General features: G+C 47.8%; 16 protein-coding genes. All 16 read right to left on the reverse strand.

The genetic code is table 11. The features are described 5' to 3' along the window. Positions 1 to 176: 176 nt before the first annotated feature. The 16 genes from P364_RS0124580 to atpD all read right to left on the reverse strand — a co-directional run bounded on the left by P364_RS0124580 (position 177) and on the right by atpD (position 19,503). Positions 177 to 935, reverse strand: a complete 759-nt coding sequence (locus P364_RS0124580) for a WecB/TagA/CpsF family glycosyltransferase (RefSeq protein WP_024632701.1) — start codon at positions 933 to 935, stop codon at positions 177 to 179. Positions 936 to 941: 6 nt separating this feature from the next. After that, positions 942 to 2,189 carry a polysaccharide pyruvyl transferase CsaB gene (gene csaB, locus P364_RS0124585; RefSeq protein WP_024632702.1) on the reverse strand — a complete coding sequence of 416 codons (1,248 nt, stop codon included), beginning with the start codon at positions 2,187 to 2,189 and terminating at the stop codon, positions 942 to 944. Continuing rightward, complete coding sequence (locus P364_RS0124590; protein WP_024632703.1) at positions 2,165 to 4,186, reverse strand: DUF5693 family protein; 2,022 nt, start codon at positions 4,184 to 4,186, stop codon at positions 2,165 to 2,167. The genes csaB and P364_RS0124590 overlap by 25 nt, the downstream gene beginning before the upstream one ends. 238 nt (positions 4,187 to 4,424) lie before the next feature. Next, positions 4,425 to 6,146, reverse strand: coding sequence for a phospho-sugar mutase (locus P364_RS0124595; protein WP_024632704.1), 1,722 nt, complete (start codon positions 6,144 to 6,146; stop codon positions 4,425 to 4,427). Between the two features lie 56 nt (positions 6,147 to 6,202). Beyond that, positions 6,203 to 6,634, reverse strand: coding sequence for a 3-hydroxyacyl-ACP dehydratase FabZ (fabZ, locus tag P364_RS0124600; RefSeq protein WP_024632705.1), 432 nt, complete (start codon positions 6,632 to 6,634; stop codon positions 6,203 to 6,205). 484 nt (positions 6,635 to 7,118) lie between these two features. Next, entirely contained in the window at positions 7,119 to 7,343 is a 225-nt protein-coding gene (locus tag P364_RS0124605) for a DNA-directed RNA polymerase subunit beta (protein WP_024632706.1), read from the reverse strand. Positions 7,344 to 7,355: 12 nt separating this feature from the next. Next, positions 7,356 to 8,195, reverse strand: a complete 840-nt coding sequence (locus tag P364_RS0124610; protein ID WP_024632707.1) for a flagellar hook-basal body protein — start codon at positions 8,193 to 8,195, stop codon at positions 7,356 to 7,358. Between the two features lie 593 nt (positions 8,196 to 8,788). Then, positions 8,789 to 9,673 (reverse strand): flagellar hook-basal body protein, encoded by an 885-nt coding sequence (locus P364_RS0124615; protein WP_024632708.1) that lies wholly within the window; start codon positions 9,671 to 9,673, stop codon positions 8,789 to 8,791. Between the two features lie 102 nt (positions 9,674 to 9,775). Continuing rightward, complete coding sequence (locus P364_RS0124620) at positions 9,776 to 10,774, reverse strand: rod shape-determining protein (protein ID WP_024632709.1); 999 nt, start codon at positions 10,772 to 10,774, stop codon at positions 9,776 to 9,778. Between the two features lie 219 nt (positions 10,775 to 10,993). Beyond that, complete coding sequence (spoIIID, locus tag P364_RS0124625) at positions 10,994 to 11,281, reverse strand: sporulation transcriptional regulator SpoIIID (protein ID WP_024632710.1); 288 nt, start codon at positions 11,279 to 11,281, stop codon at positions 10,994 to 10,996. 171 nt (positions 11,282 to 11,452) lie between these two features. Continuing rightward, entirely contained in the window at positions 11,453 to 12,190 is a 738-nt protein-coding gene (locus tag P364_RS0124630) for a M23 family metallopeptidase (RefSeq protein WP_024632711.1), read from the reverse strand. A 908-nt stretch (positions 12,191 to 13,098) separates the two neighbouring features. After that, positions 13,099 to 14,445 (reverse strand): stage II sporulation protein D, encoded by a 1,347-nt coding sequence (gene spoIID, locus P364_RS0124635; protein WP_024632712.1) that lies wholly within the window; start codon positions 14,443 to 14,445, stop codon positions 13,099 to 13,101. Between the two features lie 463 nt (positions 14,446 to 14,908). Beyond that, the gene (gene murA, locus P364_RS0124640; protein ID WP_024632713.1) at positions 14,909 to 16,255 is read right to left on the reverse strand and encodes a UDP-N-acetylglucosamine 1-carboxyvinyltransferase; all 1,347 of its coding nucleotides are present in this window, start codon (positions 16,253 to 16,255) and stop codon (positions 14,909 to 14,911) included. A 519-nt stretch (positions 16,256 to 16,774) separates the two neighbouring features. Then, the gene (locus P364_RS0124645) at positions 16,775 to 17,032 is read right to left on the reverse strand and encodes a DUF1146 family protein (protein ID WP_024632714.1); all 258 of its coding nucleotides are present in this window, start codon (positions 17,030 to 17,032) and stop codon (positions 16,775 to 16,777) included. A gap of 603 nt (positions 17,033 to 17,635) precedes the next feature. Then, entirely contained in the window at positions 17,636 to 18,040 is a 405-nt protein-coding gene (locus tag P364_RS0124650; protein WP_024632715.1) for a F0F1 ATP synthase subunit epsilon, read from the reverse strand. Between the two features lie 59 nt (positions 18,041 to 18,099). Continuing rightward, entirely contained in the window at positions 18,100 to 19,503 is a 1,404-nt protein-coding gene (gene atpD / locus P364_RS0124655) for a F0F1 ATP synthase subunit beta (protein WP_024632716.1), read from the reverse strand. Between the last annotated feature and the right edge of the window lie 37 nt (positions 19,504 to 19,540).

Genomic DNA, 19,540 nt, shown 5'->3' on the forward strand with positions numbered 1-19,540 from the left:
AAATCTGGGGATAACAGCGATCGAAAGGTTGCCTTGCTATCGTAGTTGCTCAGTGTAACGTTTTAATTCAAGCAGTACGACACATGTAATCCGGAATGAATTATACGCTGATCACAGCTGAAATGCCAACCTCAATTTTTAGCAAAAACGTGCATTTTACGCGTAATAGCCTAATTTTAACGGACTTTAGTCACGTTTTCTTTGTCCCGCATCACTTTGATGGCGAATTTCGGAAGCGCAAGCATTCGACCAGCCCGGCTAGGTTCGCGAAGCAGACGGTAAAACCATTCCAGTCTTAACTTTTGGAACACTTTAGGTGCACGTTTGGTTCTCCCCGATATCACATCAAAGCTGCCTCCAACCCCCATAGTTACGGGAACTTGAAGCACGTCTTTGTACTTATGAATCCACGGTTCCTGCGTATCTGCCCCACGTGCAACAAACAGAAGATCAGGTGCAGCTTCACGGATGGAAGCGACAACCTGCTCGTCCTCAGCCGGACCAAAATAACCGTCACGATAACCTACAATTCGAATCGCCGGATATTGCTCTTGTAACCGAACTGCCGTTTCTTGAATCACCTCGGGTGTAGAACCGAGCAGATACACGCCCCACCGATAGTTTTCTCCAACCCGCAGCAATTCATGTAAAAGCTCAAATCCAGGCACCCGTTCTGCCACAGGCTCCCCACAATAATTGGCAGCCCATACAACGCCTGTTCCATCGGGCACAATCATTTCAGCAGACTGCATAACCTTCATCATTGCCGGATTCTCCAGCGCGGCCATGACCATGATCGGATTGGCTGTGATGACTTGGTGTGGCTGCTTCGTGAGCACTGCTTGGCGTAGAACCTCCACCGTTTCTTTCATCGTTAGTTTGGAAAAAGGAATACCATAGATCGAAACGGTAGGTATTGGTCCGGTCTGATTCATCTTATTTCACCCTTTGCGGCCTAAATATTTAATAATTTGCTGTGCAGGCACTCTGGCCTCCTGCTTCAATTCGGTAATGCTTTCTTCATGTTCCTTCAACCACTGTGAACGCTGATCCAACAGGTGAGCCACCGTTTTCGCCAGTTTATCCGCATCCAGCGCTTCTGTACTGCCCACGGATTCACTATCCAAACGCAGCATGAACTGATCGATCTTCGGATCATACGAGATACCAACGGGTGGGACATACTGTGAAGCTGCATAGATCAGACTGTGCAGACGCATGCCGATAACGACATCACAATTACTGACTTCCTGCAGCATTAGCTGTGGATCAGTGAGATCCTTGGTAATGCTAACTTCGCTGCCCTTGTTACCCAGATCACCGAGCATTTCCATGACAAAACGTGAAGCCTGCTCATCATTAGGCAAGTGAAATGGCATAAAGCGCAAGTGAACGGCCTTTTTGGAGCATAGCTTCTTCAAACCAGCAGCAATGGCTGTAAGCTCTTTACGATCCGATTCCCAGAAACGCACGGAAATGCCGATCACCGGGAGTTTAGTATGAACGCTTGCTCCCTTAGCATTAACCACGATCTTCTCGGTAGAAGTTGTTTGCTCAGTAGATTTTTCAGATGATTCTTCAAAAGGAGTTTCAGCTGAGTTTGAACGTTCGATATTCGGTTTCACAGAACTTGCTTCTTCCGTTTTAGCCTCAGGCAGTGGCAGACCCATCACCGGGTCAGGGACCACATGAATCTGATTCCACTGCAATCCGAGCCCACGCAAATATTCAGCGGATTGTTCATCACGCACAGATACATAATTGCAGGCCTTGAAGACCGAACGAATCATTGGATTAAAAATTTTGCGATTTACAGGTCCAATACCCTGCGCATAGATAAATGTTGGCTTTTTCAACCATTGGGCCAGTTTGATGACACCCAAGTAGTAAGGGATGGATTTCAGTCCGGTTGCATCCTGCAGCAGACTTCCTCCTCCGCTAATTAAACCATCACTTTCCTTGATCGCTTCACGAACCTCCTTCAACTTCATCCGATGTACTGAACGCACACCGTACATTGAAGTGGTCGACTCCGGGTCACCGGAAAGCACAATCGGCTCAATCGTGACGTTCGATCTGTGGCTCTCCTCTTCCAGCGCAGTCAAGATTGACTTAAGTACCGCTTCGTCTCCGCTGTTGTTGAATCCGTAATATCCCGAGATGACTAACTTTTGAGAAGTGGTGACCATTTTTTCCAACATCCTTCCGCTACTTGCCACACACCCACAGCAACGATACCGAAGATTAAGCCAAGTCCCAATCCCATCACTCCACGAATGAGTGACAACACAGCTGGCGTATGGATATGCGCGAACGTATCCACCATGGACAATTGTCCAATTGCTGCAATAATGAGCACAAAGATGACTTTACGATATTTTAAAGCGGCGAACACGCCAACGATAAACAGCGGGTGTCCCAGCATAAATTCTTTGAATCTTGGCCGCACGCCGAATGTATCTTCCAGCGTTGTACGCAGGAACATCTCGAATGGTGTAACCGAACCCGAGTTGCCTGTACGGCTCAAATAATAGTATCCAACCACAGCAGCAACCAGTGCCAATACAACCATTAATACGTTAATCGGTGTACGCAGAATCTCCTTAATTTGTTTAATGGAGAACGTACCCGAACCACGGTAAAACAAAATATAAATCGCAACAAGCCCCATCGGTGCAAAGTGTAACAGACTCACGCCTCGGAACTGGTTGATCACCAGACTGTACGTGATGCTGTTCAGCAATGCGATAACAAAAGGCACCGCCAGGAACGAAAGAATCGACGTTCTTACATATAAGACTATCGTTTGTGCCAATCGACGACCCGCTGAAGCGTCAGGCTGACGCTGTTGCTGATAGTTCACTGTACGAACTGCGAGTACCATCGCAATGGTCGGCGCGCTAATTGCGACCAGCAAGGCAATTCCTTGCTCCAGCAACGTCGGTTTGAGCAAGAACAATCCGGCACTGCCCACCAGAGCCAGAACAAATACCAGCAATGTAAGCAGTGGTACAAAATATGAGACCATAAGCGTAATCATTGCGATTGCACCAATCAGGGCAACCAGCTTGGCATAACGCTGAATGGAAGAATCTTTAACGGTGAACGCTTCAGCTTGTCCCAGTTCAAAGCCGTGTTTCCCCATACGCTCAATCGCATGACCAGGCTCACCCAAACTGTTGATCAGATTATCAATTGGATTGGTGATCATGGCTTTGGCCGTATTCCGACTTGGCGAAGCATTCATATAGAGCATACGAATGTTGCGGTCTTTGGTAGCCAAAACAAAACGGTCAGCAATGGTGTCTACATCCAGATTGGCATCCCCGTCACTTAAGGAATACAGACGAGTTACATTGTAGTCAATTTTATAGGAGAGAGTCTCAAAACCGGATTGTGGTTTCTTCAAATTCTCAATAGCCGCCAGACCAATATGGTGCTTATTCAGCAACTGAGCGAACATATCGAGACTCTTCATCTCTGCATTATCATTGTACCCTTTCACAGCATCGCCATCAAACAAGATGCGCTTTACCCCATTCTCTTCGAAGAAGGTAAGCAGGCGTTCCATGGATTCCTGATTGTAAGGAACGCTGTCTGAAATCCGTGGCAAAATGTAAAACCCTTTATCACGCAGCATCTTCACGGCAACCGGATCTGGCTGCAAGGGCTGCATGTTCGCATTCTCCGGTGGAGTCTGCAATATTAAGCCGCTACGACCTTCATATTCCCATGGAACCACAGGAATCTCCCGATCGGCGAACGTTTGTTCAATGATAGGGGTATACGTTTGTGCATTTTCTTCGTTGGTGAACAGCACATACGTGTAATTATCGTTAGAAGGAATGACATTTTTAGTCATGTTCGCAATATCCTGCCCGTTATACACCATCAGACGGCGGGACTTCTTCAACTCATCCAGTGTACTTTCGAACACCGCCATAGTTGTCACTCCGGCATCTTTCAAACGAGTCAGCTGTTCATTCATGAAGTCTTGCGGATGGGCCTGATAAGCCGAAATATCCAATAGACCCCGATAATTGAAGACAAGCTCCACCTTTTTGGCGGAAGATTCCGTCTGCACCCGATCACTGATAACAGGGATGGAAGCAATCAAACCGATAATGACAACAATCCACAGCCACTTCCGGGAAGCGGTATTCCAATAAAGCCATTTTTGACGCACTACATGTACCTCCTCAAGTGTTGGAACCAAATACACGTTCAGCTCATGATTTTCATTGCAATATAGTGAATAAATACGGATACACACAGCTTGTGTTAACCAACGTGCATCTATCCGCAATTCATCCAAAATAGACGTAGATATTTACCCTTTTTACCTAAAAGAAAAGCCCCTCCGCCAACCAACCTTACGGTGCGGAGAGGCTTTCTCATGTTCTTGCTCAGTACTGCATTCGTATTTATTGTGCATCTACTCGCGTCATCACCGTAGTAGCCAAACGTTCGATACGGCTTTCAGCGTCTTCCAGACTCTCTCCGCGCACGGCGAAATACACTTTAATCTTCGGCTCTGTTCCCGAAGGACGCAGGCAGAACCATGATCCGTCTGCCAAAATATATTTCAGAACGTTCTCTTTAGGCAAGCCATCCAAGCCAAGGGAGTAATCCAGCACATCTTGTACAGCGATACCGGCTACTTCTTGTGGCGGATTGGAACGCCAGTCGGTCATTTTCGCCTGAATTTGAGCTACGCCATCCTTGCCTTTAAGCGTACGAGACTCCAGCTTCTCCAGGAAATATCCGAATTGGCTGTACAGCTCTTGCAGGACATCATAGAGAGTTTTGCCTTGGTTTTTATAATAAGCAGCTGCTTCAGCAATCAGCATCGCCGCCAGGACAGCATCCTTGTCACGTGCGTAGCTGCCTGCCAGGTAGCCATAGCTTTCTTCATAACCGAACAAAAACGTATGACTGCCGGTTGCTTCGAACTGGTTCATTTTTTCACCGATATATTTGAAGCCTGTCAGGGTGTTCATGACTTCTGCACCGTAATGCTCAGCAATGACCGCTCCCATCTCGCTGGTTACAATCGTTTTGACAACCGCGCTGTTTTTCGGCAGTTTACCTGTCTCTTGCAAGCGGCTCAACACGTAATGCACCATGATGGCTCCGGATTGGTTACCTGAGAGTACGAAATACTTGCCATCATTATTTTTAACTACCGCACCCATGCGGTCTGCATCCGGATCTGTACCGATCAGAATGTCCGCACCCACGGATTCACCCAGCTTCATTGCGAGTGTGAACGCTTCGCGTTCTTCCGGGTTAGGGGATTTCACTGTGGAAAATTCAGCGTCAGGCTGTTCTTGTTCTGCCACGATATGAACCTGCTCAAAACCGATCTGTTCCAACACACGACGTACAGGTACATTTCCTGTTCCGTGCAGAGGAGTGAAGACGATTTTGAAATCACGGCCGACGCCGGATTGAATCAGGTCACGACTGAGACTCAGGCTGGCAACTGTATCAACAAATGCCTGATCTTCCTCTTCTCCAAGCCATACGAGCAATCCTTGGGCTTCGGCTTCTTCTTGCGTCAGCTTTTTCACATCCGCGAGGGATGGAACTTCCTGAATGTATTGAATGACTTTCTCCGCTTCGTGCGGTACCAGTTGGCCACCCTCGTGATTGTACACTTTGTAGCCATTGTATTCAGGAGGATTATGACTCGCCGTCACCACAATACCGCCGGTTGCTTGCAGATGACGTACACTGAAGGAAAGCTGAGGCGTAGGACGCAGGGAAGTAAACAGCTTAGCTACAATGCCATTCCCAGCCAGAACCAGGGCAGCATCCAGTGTAAATTCAGGTGAGAAATGACGGGAGTCATGTGCGATCACTACAGAAGGCTTACCTTCTTTGTCGCCATGCTGCTCCAGCAAATAACGCGCAAACCCTTGCGTTGCACGACCCACGGTATAACGGTTCATCCGGTTGCTTCCCGCTCCAATTACACCACGCAATCCACCTGTACCAAACTCCAGATTTCTGTAGAAACGATCTTCCAGCTCTTTCGGCTGATCCTGCAAATCACGAAGCTCCTGTTTCGTCGCTTCATCAATCGAAGCATCCTCCAACCACTGCTGCAATGTTTGTGCTGCTGTTCCGCTTAACTGTTCCATTCCTGCAAACCCCTTCCTTCTATATAATTTCAATCAAGTTCTGAACTATACAATCATTAGCTTGGGTCAGACAGTGCGAACATGATCTCGCCTTCAGCTACCACTTTGTCGCCCACTCTGGCTGTAGCTTTACCTTTACCAATGGAACCTTTAAGACGCGTAATTTCCACTTCCAGCATCAACGTATCTCCAGGCACAACTTGTCCACGGAAACGGAAATTATCCAGTCCCGCCAAAAAGCCGATTTTGCCTTTGTTGCCTTCCAGATTAAGAATGGCTACTGCACCAACTTGTGCCAGTGCTTCTGTAATCAACACACCCGGCATAACCGGATACTCTGGAAAATGACCAATGAAGAAAGGTTCGTTAATGGTTACATTTTTTAATCCAACGGCACGTTTGCCATCCTCTAACTCTACAATTTTGTCCACCAGCAAAAATGGGGGACGGTGCGGAATAATTTCTTGAATCTGTTTGATGTCGAGCACAGTGTAATCTCCTCTCAGGGTCATTTATATGAAGTTCTCCATCATGGATTGACGTTAAGCGCAATAGCGGTCGTTACGGTTACGGATCGTTCTTTCGATCGCTGTTGTCCCCGAATTTTCTGATACATTTTAGAGTGGTCTAAAATTCGGTGACAAAGGCGAGCGCTTCGCTTCTTCTGAACGATTCCGTCCCCTCCACTTACTTTTGTGCGGAAGCCGTCAACCCCAACATGATCAAGTCGAGCCTCATATAAATGTGATTTTCATTTAATTGTGTATGAAAAGCATATTTTCAGTTAACACTAGTTTATATCCTTCATGACTGCAGTAGTGAAGGTTGAGATAAGGGGTCTCTCTTCGCAATGACGAAAGTCTTTCGCAGGGGAGGCCTCTTTTGCTGTGAAACGTCATCCATCATTATACTGTTTTCAACACCAAAAAGAAAACTCCTGCCTGCGCAGGAGTTTTCGCATATATCGTTCATCTACGGAGCGAACACCAAATCATATACATGTTCCCATGTACTCCACTGCAATACGGAACCGATATCCTGTTTGCCCAGTACCACGTAGCCAGCCACCAATCCGCCAGCGAGGGCAAGAACAAGCAGGACCGGAACCAGAAACCATCTTGCGATGCGCCATCCACTCTTCTTCTTCTTGACTTTCGTCTTATCCGGCTTGCTGTTCTGCTGCTGTGTATCTGTCATCACATTCACCTTTTATGCTCTCATATTGTTGGCAAGACCCGCCATGGAATCACTGGATGTCAACGCACGTGCCGCCAGTTGGTAAGTTCGCTGTCCTTGCATCAGCAAAGCCATCTCCTGGGTCAAGTCCACGTTGGATTGTTCAATGTAGCCTGCACGAATCATAGCTGTCGCTTCACGTGTAGCAGCATTGGCTCCAAATACATCATTTTCGGTTAGACCAGCATCCAGACCAAACAAGTTATCTGCATACTGCACAAGCCCTTCCGGGCGCTCGATATCCACGAGTTGCAGTTGGGCACCAATCGTTGCATTGGCTTCATTGCCACGACGGATCAACAGATTGCCTTTTTCATCAAAAGCAACCTTGCTGTTATTCGGTGCCGTAATGCGATTACCTTGTCGATCCAATGCAAAATGGCCTTCCCCATTGACCAATACCATCATATCTGGTGCATTGGGATTCGTTTTGGGTCTTGTATCAGGGACAAAATGGAATGCGCCTTGACGCGTCCACATTTTCTCACCATTTGCTTCAACGGCAAACATCGCATTGCCTTCAATCGCCAGATCGGTAGGGTTGCCTGTCTCATTGAGCGTACCTTGAGTCATATCCTTTGTCACATCCGCTAAACGTACGCCAAACCCGAGATTATATCCCATTGGGGTTGAGCGTCCATCCAGCTTATACTTATCCGGCTGCTGCTGCACTCGGGTCAGTACATCCTCGAAGGCTGCTTGCTTACTCTTATAGCCTGCCGTATTCACGTTGGCAATATTATCGGAAATGACATCCAGACGCTGCTGTATTCCGGTCATCGAGACCATTGCACTAATCATGGAATTATTCATTCGGTGGTTACCCTCCCTGTTTTCACCCTCCCAAACCCTCCCTGGTAGGGAGGGCCCCAGATGGCGCTGCCCTCTGGACTCCCGAAACAGGCGGAGTGGGTGCGTGGGGTACGATCTTGCTAAGTGACGGTGGTATGTGTGCGCCGCGACTGCCCAGGAACGATTCATGCCATGGTTTCACATGACTGAATCGTTCCTGGGCACGCTCTTTGTGCGACGGGTAGCTCCGCGTGGTCTCTCCCTGCTTTGCTTCGCAAAGGACTGTCGAGACCGTCGCTGCGCTAGGGGTACTGCTGCGCAATCCTCGCATAGGCTCGGCTGCGTTTAGGCTTTGCGCTCCGCGTGGTCTCTCCCTGCTTTGCTTCGCAAAGGACTGTCGAGACCGTCGCTGCGCTAAGGGTACTGCTGCGCAATCCTCGCATAGGCTCGGCTGCGTTTAGGCTTTGCGCTCCGCGTGGTCTCTCCCTGCTTTGCTTGGCAAAGGGCTGTCGAGACCTTCGCTGCGCTTGGATTACCGCTTCGCGTGAGCCTCTCTGCTTTGCTACGCAAAGGGCGTTTGGCTCTCCGCTACGCGGTTATATTATATGTTGGCGTTATACACGCCCAACTTCATTAACGGCTTTATCCAGACTGCGGTCGTAGAATTGTACGACCTTCTGGTTCGCTTCATATGCACGGAATGCGGCGTTCATATCTACAGTTGCCTGTGATGCATCCACATTTGAGCCTTCCAGGTAGCCCTGACGGATCTGCACATTATCACCTGCAGCCAGCATACGAGCCGTTGCTCCATTCTGATCATTCAGGCTGAAATTGCCATCACCTTGACGTACGAGTTGGTTGGGTTGATCGATGACGCTGATTCCCAATGTAACTCCTGTCGGTACACCCGTCTCTGCATTGACAAGACGACCTTGCTCATCCACTTTAAATTGGTCTACTGCACCTGTCAACACAACGGGTTGTCCATTATTATCCAACACCTGTGATCCCGTTGAGCTGAGCAGCTGTCCTGTTCCTGTAACCTCGAAGTGACCATCACGTGTATATCTTGTGTTGCCTTCTGCATCCTGCACTGTAAAATACGCTTGAGGCTGGTAGGTTACCGTACCATCAGCCCGTACAAATTTGCCTGAACCGTCAAACGAGATAGGTTGTCCTGTCTGTGGATCATTCACGGCCAGATTGGACGAAATGGCAAAATCGCTTTTTTGCCCAGTTTCCATAATGGCTCCCTGCAAATTCATGGACAAACTTTCTTCCGCGAACACACCCGTGTTCAGCTTGCCCAGCCGCTTCGTCGGAAGATTGGCATCTCCGCCTACCAACGTAATGAGCATTTCCGGAAAAGAACGGCTTACGCTGTTCACTTGTTTATATCCCGTTGTGTTCATATTTACGATATTCTGCGTTGCGGTGTCATGGCGGCGTTGCTGCGTAATCATTCCCGCGGTAGCGGTGTACAGACCTCTTAACATGTATTAACCCCTCTCCTCAAGCGCTTGTCCTGCATAACAGGATAACTGCTTGTCCGTTCTTCTCCCGAGCATGGGTGAACCTTTGCTTTTTATATCGGCAGATTAGAACTTTTTCTTAACCACTTGATCCAAATTATTCAACATAATGCCTGTACCTTTGACGACACAATGCATCGGATCCTCTGCAACCCATACCGGTACATGCAATTCATTGGACAACAGTTCATCCAATCCGTTCAGCAAAGCACCCCCGCCTGTCAACACGACACCTCGATCGATAATATCTGCTGACAATTCTGGTGGCGTCCGCTCCAATACCGACTTGGCTGCAACGATGATGGATTGCACGGAATCCCATAGCGCTTCCTGCACTTCATTTCCCGACACCGTTACGGTAACAGGCAACCCGGATACCATATCCCGTCCGCGAATGTCCATCTCCGTCTGACGTCCACCCGGATGTACGGAACCAATCGCAATCTTGAGATCTTCGGCTGTACGTTCACCGATCATGAGCTTGTATTTGGCTTTGATAAACTTGGTAATCGCTTCGTCGAACTTGTCCCCTGCGACTTTAATAGAAGAGGCGGTGACTACGTCGCCCATAGACAGGACTGCAACGTCAGTCGTTCCGCCGCCGATATCCACGACCATATTGCCGCTCGGCTGAAAAATATCCATTCCCGCACCGATCGCTGCCGCTTTCGGCTCTTCTTCCAGAAATACTTCTTTGGCACCGCTGCGCTCAGCAGCCTCACGGATAGCCTTCTGCTCCACGGAAGTAATGTTGGTTGGTGCACAAATCAAAATACGCGGGCGGCTGTGCCAGCTTCTTGCTCCCACACGATTAATGAAATGTCTAAGCATTGCTTCCGTAATTTCGAAGTCCGCAATAACACCGTCACGCAGCGGTCTAATGGCAACAATGTTACCTGGAGTACGCCCCACCATACGACGCGCTTCTTCCCCAACAGCAAGGACCCGCTTCGTATCGCTTTCAATGGTCACGACGGAAGGTTCATCGAGGACAACCCCACTTCCTTTCACGTGAATAAGCACGTTCGCCGTGCCAAGATCAATACCGATATCCTTGCTAAACATAAAAGAGCCCCCAAAGTGATATTATTTGGTCAGCGTATCCTGTGAAAAAGAGTCCCTTATCACGTCACCGCTCGTTCGACAAAGTGCAACATATATATGTAAAAATCGGGCTGATAAGATGTCATAATTCGATCCTGTACCAGCTTTTAACATATCATACTTCAGGGGAGGGATTCAATGCATGTGTGAGCTTTTTAGCCTACGTCTTTCCGCAGGTCCTTACGATTTAGCCGAAGCCAGCACCTCGCGTTTTTTACCGCTTGTTTTTTTGTATTTAATTTTGGTCGCTTCACCGCCCCGCAAATGACGGATGGACTTGTGATACTCCAGAATGTGTTTCACCTGGTCAGCAAGATCAGGGTTAATTTCCGGCAGACGCTCCGTCAGATCCTTATGCACAGTACTCTTTGACACGCCGAATTCCTTGGCAATGGTACGGACCGTATTCCTCGTCTCAACAATGCAGCGACCAATTTTTATGGTCCGTTCCTTGATGTAATCGTGCACGCTCCCGCCTCCCTACTGTGTGGATAGTTTGGTACATTATATGAGGAGCATGCCTATATATTCGCGGTTTAAAGGTGTGACAAGCTTCGAAGGTCCCATTATTTTCTGAAAAGCACAAAAAGAGCAGAGGAGAATTCCCTCTGCCCGTCATGTTGCTGCGATAAAAATCATTTATTTTTCCGGGAGATATCCTTGCGGGTTAACCGGTTGTCCGTCTTCGTAAACTTCAAAGTGAAGGTGGTTGCCCAGCGTTTTTTCCAGTTCATTAACGCCAGCCGATGCAATTGCATCTCCTTGCTTCACTTCATCATCCTGTTTTACTTTGACGTCAGCCAAGCTTTGGTACACGGTCTTGAGGTTATCACTATGTGTGATTTCCACAACTTGACCTGTCAGCGGATTTTGTTCGACCCGGGTCACTTTTCCGCCGAGTGCTGCTTTGACTTCAAACGTTTTGTTATCCCCGCGTGCCAGATCTACACCCGTGTTCGGAATAAATGTGTCATTGTACTGCACCATCGCTGCTTCATGTTCCTCAGTAGACGCTTCGTTGTCATAGAAAGGTTTAACTACCGAAACTTCTGAAGGAACCGCTACCGGCCATACAAAATTCTCCGACTTTGCAACAACTTCCACACTTTCCTGCTCTCCGTTTACCGCTGTTCCTTCTGTACCCGATGCGCCTGTTTCTACTACCCCACTCGTAGGATCCGAGTTCAGCGTTTTTTCGCCTGTGCCCTGATAGACCCACACTAAGGTTAGTATAATGCCTGCTGCTGCGATGTAGGCTGCCGGGAAGACCCAACGTTTGGACATTGCTCTTCTCCATGAAGAGGGCTGGCTAGCCGGTACTCCTTGAGTTGTTTTAGGAGTTTCTTCTTGGACTGTTTTTTTGTTTTGTTCATTCATCTTGATCACCTCAGTAACAAGTGTTACCGGGTGCAACTCTTTTATACACGCGCGACTCTAATTATTTTCACGAAGCTTTCAAAGAGTGCTATATATGGGGGAATGTGCTCAGTGCGTGCGCCGCTTCGGGGCCAGAAAACCTTTCGACCGGCTGTTACTCCCTGATTTCTTCTATCACCTTCTTCAAAGGTGAAATCTGGTTGTAAAGGCGGACACTTCGTTTCTACAGGTCTTTTCTGTCCCCTCCGCTCCCCGTACGCTCGGCACACTCCTCATATATAGCCAAGTCTTGAAGGCTCCGGAAAGGGGGGCGGTAGAGAAACCTGGATTGGCTGTAATGGCCGATCCTTCTATGAAATGAGTTGGTGAAATCAATTTAACGTGATTATAGGTAGGATGAGATCAGCTATATAGGTGATCTAAGACGTCTGAGATTCGTTAAAGTGTTCCGGTAGAGTAGCAAGAAGCAAAAGAGCAGGGAGGCAGTGGCCGCTCTAATGGTTATTTCTACCGCACAACAATTCGGGAGCAATCTACTACCGAAAAACTTCCTAACAACACTGTGCATTTTATTGACAAAAGAACACTATTCCGGCAAATAAACTTTTGATCATGCCCTTTTACTGAAAGCATCTAACGAACCTGATCAGCGCTATTGCGGCATTTCACGTCTGTTTGGTCATATAACGAATCTCAGAAACGCTATTCTCTGGATTACTTGGATGTTTCGATAAAATTGCGGCTTTTCTGCGGAATTAGCTTCACTGAGATTCGTTAGAATTTCTATCGTTCAACATAAGGCCTAATAAGATGACTAAGATTCGTTAGCCTTCCAAGGGGATGAAGGAGAGCCTATATAGATCACTGTTCACCTGTTGCTTATCTCCTTATCCATTCGTTTCAGTTTCCTACTTCGATGCCAGCATCTTGGATGCCTGTCCGAAGGAGATACCGGTGTAGTAGTGTTTGAGAATCTGGGTCGCGGTGTGACCCTCCTGTGCCATGCCGTTGGCCCCCCACTGGCTCATACCAACCCCGTGACCGTATCCATAGGTTGTAAGCTGAACCTCATCCCCGTCCGTCTTCCAACTGAACTGGCTGGATCTCAGCCCAAGCAGCTTTCGAACCTCTGGCCCGCTAAACGTTTTTCCTGCAATCTGTATCTCCTTAATCCGATGGCCCTTTGTAGTAGATAATACTTCCATCCATGAGCCACTCTGCTGAGCTGTAACCGGGATGGAGCTCGCACCGAGATTCAACTTCTGGAGAATCTCACTGCGCTTCATTGTGATCGTTTCTTCAAAGCCTGGAGCCAGGTTTTTATCCCACGGACTACTTACACTTTGCAGGTAAGGTACAGGGTTGCCCCATACATCCTCTGCATTTTCCGTATATCCATTACTTGTAGAGAAAAAGGAGGCGGTAATCGCCTTGCCCTGATATGTCATGACGGCATCCTTGCTTTCACGAACAGCCTGCTGCAGCTTCTCCCATTCCTTCGCTTTCCCCAGGCGCGTCCAGTCCGCTTTCACTTGTTCTGGTGGTATAAACACCTGATGACTCACCGTATCCGTTACATCGGCTTCTCCTGAAGGTACACCGCTTGTATCGTTTGCCGCCAGCCTTCTTACGATAAATGTCCTGGCTGCAATGGCCTGCGCCTTTAGAGCTTCCAATCTGAACTCAGCTGGCATCTCGGCAGCGACCACTCCTGTAACATAATCTTCAAGTGGCAGGTTCATCGTCGTACCGGTTGCAGACAGGTACACCCTCACCTTAGGTTCTGGGTAGGTTACGGGCACCGCTGGCGAAGGTGCTGGAGTCGTTATACTGCCTGTACCAGGTGGGACAGGGATTGGTTTAACAGGATCATTCGCCCGCGGCCAGACCAAAATGGCGGGGATCAGCAACGCGAGAGCCAGTACTGCAGAAACAGCCGCTGCCGGCTGCCAGCGAGTGTTGTTCTTGCCCCATCTGCGGCCTCGGCCAAACGTACGCATTCGGCGGCGCTTCACACGACGAAACTGGTCCAATTCAATGACGGGCATGTGTACCCGCATTGCAGCTTGCCCGGCTGACTCCTGTTTCGGCCCAGGCCGTCTAGGAGATGTTCGTATCGTTTCTTCTGGGACAGTTCTGATGTTCGTTGAAGCAAGCTTGTCTTTTTCCACACCGAAACCAGCATTCTCTTCAGGTTCCTTCACTTGTGGACGAGGCACAAGAGGTACCTTAACCTGCACACGGGCTTCTTTCATTTTAATATAACCCTCCGTTGTCCATGGCCGGTCAAAGCGCCGGTCCTTTTGTTCAAATCCATAGTTTAGGGTATGAGCCTGCCCGATCTGATAGAACCTGATTTAAGAGAAACGAAGGCATTCCATATGTGGTTACTTCTAACTTACTTCTGTTATGTATTATTCAAAAACGTTGATCTGTCGCGGTATTCCGTTACTTAGGGCACGCCCACTCACTCTAAAAGCATGCTCTTTCATTCTGTTCAGAATTGGTACAGAATATGATGTTATGCTATATAAGTTAGGACCAGCTATTAATAGAATCAGGTACTGATTCAGTGGATCGTAGAACATAAAAAAAAGCCAAGCCAGATGGCTTAGCTTTTGAGTTTAAATTCGTTGACGGGATATGCTCTCGTAACCACAATTCACACTGATGTGTGATTGATCCTACGCAGAGCAACGACCATCGTCCTAGTGGACGTTAAGCCCAGGTCGGTTGTACTTTGAACATCGGTACTTCTTCCCCGACTTTTTCGTTCGATGCTTTAACTGCATCCAGCTTAGGCTCTTCCACCGAAATACGATAAATGTCGGCTCCGAGTCCGTTAAGCTTCTCAGCGAGATGGACGTAGCCACGGTCGATGTGATGAACACCGCCTACTTCTGTTGTACCTTCGGCAACAAGACCCGCAATAATGAGTGCGGCACCCGCACGCAAATCGGTAGCTGTTACTTTGGCACCCTTCAGCTTGGCATTACCCGTGATGATGGACGAACGTCCTTCAACTTTGATCTCCGCATTCATCAACTGGAATTCATCCACATGCATGAAGCGATTTTCAAAAACAGTCTCTGTCACAACACTGGTTCCCTCAGAGGCAAGCAAGAGTGCCATCATCTGGGATTGCATATCGGTAGGGAAGCCTGGGTATGGTAATGTTTTCACATCCACAGCCTTGAGCGGACGATCCGCAATAACGCGAACGCCATTCTCGTCAGGATGAATCGTTACCCCCATCTCTTCCATCTTCGCAATAACAGAACCCAAATGGTCTGAAATCGCACCTTCGATATACACATCGCCACCGGAGATTGCAGCAGCAGCCATGTAGGTACCTGCTTCAACCCGATCCGGAATTACCGTGTGCTTCACACCAGACAGTTTCTCCACACCTTCGATGCGGATGACTCCTGTTCCGGCACCACGCACTTTGGCACCCATTCCATTCAGGAAATTGGCAAGATCCACAATCTCTGGCTCTTTTGCCGCGTTCTCCAGAACAGTTACACCTTCAGCCAATGTTGCAGCCATCATAATATTTTGAGTGGCACCAACGGAAGCCACATCCAGATAAATTTTCGCGCCACGCAACCGTCCTTGGCTGCGAGCTTCTATATAGCCTTGGCCCAAGCTGATCTCAGCGCCCATGGCTTCAAAACCTTTCAAATGCTGATCAATTGGCCGTGTACCGATGGCACATCCACCAGGAAGTGAAATTCTTGTATGACCCATACGCGTCAACAATGGCCCCATGACCAGAAAAGACGCCCGCATTTTACTTACCCATTCATACGGTGCCTCACAGGAAGTAAGTTTCTCCGCATTTACGGTAATCACTTCGTCCCGGTATGTAACACCCGCTCCCAGCGATTCCAACACCTTGTTAATCGTCATCACATCGTCTAGAGGAGGAGCGTCAATAATAACGCTTTGTCCTTCTTCCCCTAAGAGAGAGGCAGCGATGATCGGAAGAACAGAATTTTTAGCGCCGCTAACTTTGACACTTCCGGTCAACCTTTTGCCACCGCGGACGATAAATTTGCTCATCATGGTTCCCTCCGCGCTTTTATTCCCTTTTCTTCATTCCGGAATACGTGAGCCCTTCTGTAATAGAAAAGACTGTTGCTGTGTGTGGAATTTCGACATAACCTGGCAAATAATGCCCTTGATGTCTATTCAGAAAAGAATTGGTTTATAATCCATATCGATGATACCACGTGCATTGCATGATGCCTTCCGACTTGTAAATGTAATGCCTACAGGCCAGCAAGCATCTGAACAGACAGATTGGGATGATTATTAGCCGGATTCAACCGGATATCCCGTTTATAACCACAAAATAAGTGAACAATTGTGAATTCCCTAACTTCCATCATAACATTGTTGAATTGTACGATACAAGCATTTTTAAATAAAACATCTCAAATTCATCCAATTACACGTCACACTTTTTACTTAATTTCTTTGCCGACAGCTCATACTCTAATTGTTAACACAATTAATCGATGTTATTCGACATTGAACTGCTTGAAGAACCTAACAGATGATTAACCAACCATCTCGACATTAAAACAAATTGCGCAACATTTGTGTCCATGACAAATAGTCAATGACAAAACCTGAAACCGCATGCCCAAGTATAATGGCCAACAATAAGTGTAACAGTCTTCCCTGTGCTCCTCGTGGCTGCCTGATAATTAAATCCAGCTTGAGATTCTGCAAAGCCCACCACGCCAACGCTATACATAAAAGAGAGACGATAATTGAGACTAAGCCATTCGTACTTAATGTCTGGTTCAACTGATTCGTCAGGTCAGTATCCATATATTCATTACCTCCACATTTGTTGCAGCGATCAGCATAATTATGCCTGACATTCATAACTTGTTAGAACAATGGAATGACTTGAACACAACATACTGAGCTTACTGTCGGACTTACTCCTGCTATGCAGGAAATCTGGATGCCCAATCATGGAGCAGCAACAATCTGGCTGTGAATGACTATGGAATTCATCAACGCAGCTTCCTGCATCTGCTGACTCTATGGAATATAGGCTCTTTCATCATACATTGTCAATTACATTGATTTCCACTTAGATCATATTTTAAATTCAAAATGCCGGGATTTTGTGACTAAAACGACATAAAAGAGCGTTATTTCGATATCGATCCTGTCATTTCCTCGGAAATAATTTGGAATTTCGTCGTTAAAAATGGTTCCAACAGTGATCATTATCGCCACGACTTTAGTCCTACATTCTATTCAACTGCCCATAGACGGTGAATACAATTAACTTTATTTACCGTTAAATTTCGTGCTTCAGCTGAAGATTTCGTCCATATATTTTACTGTAACTGGAAAAGATGACGCTCTGAAAACTCAAAAAAGCCCGGCAGACTAAGCCGCCAGGCTCCAATGAACAGTTTATTTGCCGTATACGTTGATCCGGTTAACCGCTTTTTGCAGAGCAATCTCTGCCCGGCGGTGATCAAAATGGTCCTGATTGCTTTGGCTGCCAAGACGGCGTTCTGCCCGCTCTTTCGCCGCACGCGCACGGTCCACATCGATATGTTCCGGGAACTCGGCACTTTCTGCGAGGACAACAACCTTATCTTTACGGACTTCGATAAACCCGCCACCAATAGCGACGCGTTTATTCTCTTTTCCGTTTTTGATATAGATTGGTGCGATTTGCAAAGGTGTAACCATAAGGATATGGCCTGGCAGAATGCCCAGCTCCCCTTCAATGCCACGAGCTGTGATACTATCCACTTGTTCTGAATATACCAGACGCTCAGGCGTTACAATTTCCAACAAAAAGGTGCTCAATTCCATCCCTCCTGAAACTATCCGATAGCTCGCTTCATAAGGACAATCCTGGATTCAGATTATACCAGTGTTTTGGCTTTCTCCACTGCCTCTTCAATCGTACCCACGAAGAGGAAAGCTGCTTCCGGAAGATCGTCGTGCTTGCCTTCGAGAATTTCTTTAAAGCTGCGCACCGTTTCTTTAACCGGAACGTATTTACCCGGAATACCGTTAAATGCTTCAGCAACGTGGAATGGCTGGGACAAGAAACGTTGAATCTTACGAGCACGGTAAACGAGCGCTCTGTCTTCTTCACTCAGCTCGTCCATACCCAGAATCGCAATAATGTCCTGCAACTCATTATAACGAGCCAAGATGCGTTTAACGCCTTGAGCTACGTTGTAATGTTCTTCGCCTACAACTTCAGGGGACAAGATCCGGGAGCTGGATGCCAGCGGATCTACCGCAGGGTAGATACCCATCTCGGAAATTTTACGTTCCAGGTTCGTCGTTGCATCCAAGTGGGCAAACGTCGTTGCTGGAGCAGGGTCAGTATAGTCATCCGCAGGCACGTAGATGGCCTGGATGGACGTTACAGAACCTTTTTTAGTCGAAGTGATCCGTTCTTGCAGTTGACCCATTTCCGTTGCCAGCGTTGGTTGGTAACCTACTGCGGAAGGCATACGTCCGAGCAAGGCAGATACTTCTGAACCTGCTTGGGTGAAACGGAAGATGTTATCGATAAAGAGCAACACGTCACGGCCTTCTTCATCACGGAAGTATTCCGCCATGGTCAGACCTGTGAGGGCTACACGAAGACGTGCGCCTGGAGGCTCGTTCATTTGTCCGAAGACCATTGCTGTTTTGTTGATAACGCCGGAATCACTCATCTCGTGATACAAGTCATTACCTTCACGTGTACGCTCACCAACACCTGCGAATACGGAGATACCACCGTGCTCTTGTGCGATGTTGTTGATCAACTCCTGGATCGTTACGGTTTTACCTACACCGGCACCACCGAAGAGACCGATTTTACCACCTTTGGCGTAAGGAGCCAGCAAGTCGATAACTTTAATTCCTGTCTCCAGCATTTCAGCCTGGGTAGTCAGTTCATCAAATGCAGGAGCCGAGCGGTGAATCGGATTTTTATGTGCAGCAGCTACAGTGCCGCCAGTATCAATAGCTTCGCCGAGTACGTTAAATACACGACCCAGTGTCGCTTCCCCGACTGGTACAGAGATTGGAGCTCCTGTGTCTACGGCTTCCATACCACGAACGAGTCCATCCGTGGAGGACATCGCGATACAACGTACCCGGTTGTCACCCAGATGCTTTGAAGCTTCGAGTGTAAGATTCACACTTACGCCGCTTTCGCTTACTGTAGTGATCGTAATGGCATTGAGGATTTCCGGCAGACCGCCGCGATCAAACTCGACGTCAACAACCGGACCCATGATGCTCACAACGCGTCCTTTGTTCATCTTAACGTTCCCCTCCTACAAGCCTGCTAGTTTTGCA

This window comes from Paenibacillus sp. MAEPY2, assembly GCF_000499205.1.
Taxonomy (GTDB): domain Bacteria; phylum Bacillota; class Bacilli; order Paenibacillales; family Paenibacillaceae; genus Paenibacillus; species Paenibacillus vandeheii.